This window comes from Pseudoflavonifractor sp. 60 (assembly GCF_009911645.1).
GTDB lineage: Bacteria > Bacillota > Clostridia > Oscillospirales > Oscillospiraceae > Lawsonibacter.
The window spans coordinates 1-2077 of the sequence record NZ_QWKI01000187.1 but is presented as its reverse complement, the minus strand read 5'-3'; the positions used below and the strand labels follow the sequence as shown (position 1 = coordinate 2077).

The following is a 2077-nucleotide window of genomic DNA, read 5'->3' as shown; positions in this document are numbered from 1 at the left end:
GCCGTCCGTCTGTCCCCCAGCTTGTCAAGCTCCATCTCGTCATAGCTCATAATCTCCCGGAGTTGCGGGATGTCAAATGGGGCCAGCCTTGCGCCACAGCTAATAAGTATGCTCCGCGCTGTCTTGCCTGAAACGAGTTGTCAAGGACTTTTTAATACTGTTCACAAAATATTCAAAAAATTGACACAGCAAAAGCCGGGGGCCTCACGGCTCCCGGCCTGCTCGTGCGGTGCTTACTCCTGCGCCATCATCTGGCGGACTTCCTCGCGGAGCATCCGCTTGATTTTGTCCTCCATTGTCTCGGTGCTGGTTTCACTGAAATGCGCCCACACAAGATAAGTGGTCTTGCCGATTTTCTTTACCATCGAGGGCGGGGTGTCCGGCTTGGGCCGGGGGAAGGTCATGCCTGCGGTAGCGTTGGGAAGTTTATTTGCCATAGGCGGCTCCTTTCAGTCCATCAGATTTTTCAGACGTGCCAGCTTGTCCTGTGCGGTGGCCCTGCGGAAGTTCTCACCGGAAAAGCGGATGGGAGCGCACATCTCCAACAGCCGGTCATAGATACGGGCATGGGCGGTGTCCTGGGGATGTTGCAAGTCTTGAAGGGGGAGGTTCGTGGTGACGATCAGCGGCCTGCGGCTGCGGTAACGGCTGTCAATCACGTTGTAGACCTGTTCCAAACTGTACTCCGTCCCACGCTCCATGCCAAAGTCATCCAGGATAAGCAGCGGGGCGCGGCAGAGGCGGGCTATGTAGTCGTTGCGCCCCTCAAAGCTGGCGGTCAGGTCATTCAGTATCAGTGCAAAGTTTGTCATGCGGACAGCCACCTCCTGTTCCATCAGGGCGTTGGCAATGCAACCGGAAAAATAACTTTTACCAGTCCCCACGCCTCCCCACAGCAAATAGCCGATGTTTTCCTCCTGCATGGTCGGCCAGTTCTCAACGTAAAAATAGGCGTGTTTCATCTGCGGGCATTTGCCGTTGTCGTTGGCAAACGTCCAGCCCCTCATAGCTGGGTCAGTAAAGCCCCGGCGTTTCAAATCGGCCACAGCCTGATGGTGACGGCGGGCCTCCTGCTCCGCCGCCTCCCGGTCAAGGCGCTCCTGCTCACAGCGGCAGGGGTGGGGCAGCAAACGGCCCTCCAGCGGCGGTGCGTCCATGCGAAACTGTTTCGGGGTACGGCACTTGCCGCAGTACAAAAGCCCGTCCTCGCCAGTGTAGTCCCCCGGTTCCAGCCGGGTCACGGTCATACGCTTGATAATGCTGTCAAAATCATTCATAGGCTCTCGCCCTCCTTGCACAAATAATCAGATATGCCGCCCTTGCCCTTGCGCCTGTCCTCCTTGGCCCAGCGGCGAATGGTGGCGGCGTGGCTCTTGTAGGTCTTGCCGGTGGAGGCCATATATTCAGACAGTCTTTCGATGTACTCCTGCCAGACGGCGGGGAAGTCTGCTTGCAGTTCGGCAACCTCGGCCTCCGTCAGAAAGACGTTCCCATAGCGGCCCCGCGCTGGCGGGCGCTCACTCACTCCACTCAAGTTACTATTTCTCAAGTTATTATTACTCATGTTATTAGGGGACAGTTTTCTGTCCGTCATAGGGACAACTTTTTGTCCATCAGTGGGACAAGTTTCTTTCCCTCTATGGGACAATTTTTTGTCCGTCAGTAGGACAATATCTTGTCCATCTGGTATCTTCACATAGATGCGATTAGGCTGGGAAAATCCCTGCCGCCTGCGCTCAATCAGCCCAACCGTTTCCAGCTCGGTCAATGCGTTCTTGACGGTCATGGGGCTGCGGTCAACCGCATTGGCGATTTTGCAGACGGGAAAGACGATGTAGATTTGCCCCTCATCGTCCTGCCAGCCATTGGCAAGGGAGAGGTTCGCCCTGTCCAGCAGAACAGCGTACAGCAGCTTGGCAAACTGCGTCAAGTCCGCCTCCATCAGAAAGCGGGGATAGGGTAAATAGGGCGGCAATTTGGTGTCGCCGGTCATGTAGTCAGCAATCGTGTTCACCTCCCGATTTGTGGGCCGTTAGAGGGCCGTTTTTGGGGTTCAGAATGGAAACATACAGCCCCC

The 2077-nt window shown here is 56.0% G+C and carries 3 protein-coding genes; all 3 read right to left on the bottom strand.

Annotated elements, in window-relative coordinates; all coding sequences use genetic code 11:
* Nucleotides 1–233 precede the first annotated feature (233 nt).
* From D1646_RS18905 to D1646_RS18895, 3 genes are read right to left on the bottom strand one after another with little or no spacing between them, the layout of a single operon-like run.
* Nucleotides 234–404, bottom strand: a complete 171-nt coding sequence (locus D1646_RS18905; protein WP_243149417.1) for a transposon-encoded TnpW family protein — start codon at nucleotides 402–404, stop codon at nucleotides 234–236.
* A 45-nt stretch (nucleotides 405–449) separates the two neighbouring features.
* Nucleotides 450–1277 (bottom strand): ATP-binding protein, encoded by an 828-nt coding sequence (locus D1646_RS18900; protein WP_160637959.1) that lies wholly within the window; start codon nucleotides 1275–1277, stop codon nucleotides 450–452.
* Nucleotides 1274–1993 (bottom strand): replication initiator protein A, encoded by a 720-nt coding sequence (locus D1646_RS18895; protein ID WP_160637960.1) that lies wholly within the window; start codon nucleotides 1991–1993, stop codon nucleotides 1274–1276. The genes D1646_RS18900 and D1646_RS18895 overlap by 4 nt, the downstream gene beginning before the upstream one ends.
* Between the last annotated feature and the right edge of the window lie 84 nt (nucleotides 1994–2077).

Bases quoted from the DNA above. Each gene is read 5' to 3' on its own strand.
- D1646_RS18905 (WP_243149417.1), bottom strand. From the start codon at position 404: ATGACCTTCCCCCGGCCCAAGCCGGACACCCCGCCCTCGATGGTAAAG.
- D1646_RS18900 (WP_160637959.1), bottom strand. From the start codon at position 1,277: ATGAATGATTTTGACAGCATTATCAAGCGTATGACCGTGACCCGGCTG.
- D1646_RS18895 (WP_160637960.1), bottom strand. From the start codon at position 1,993: ATGACCGGCGACACCAAATTGCCGCCCTATTTACCCTATCCCCGCTTT.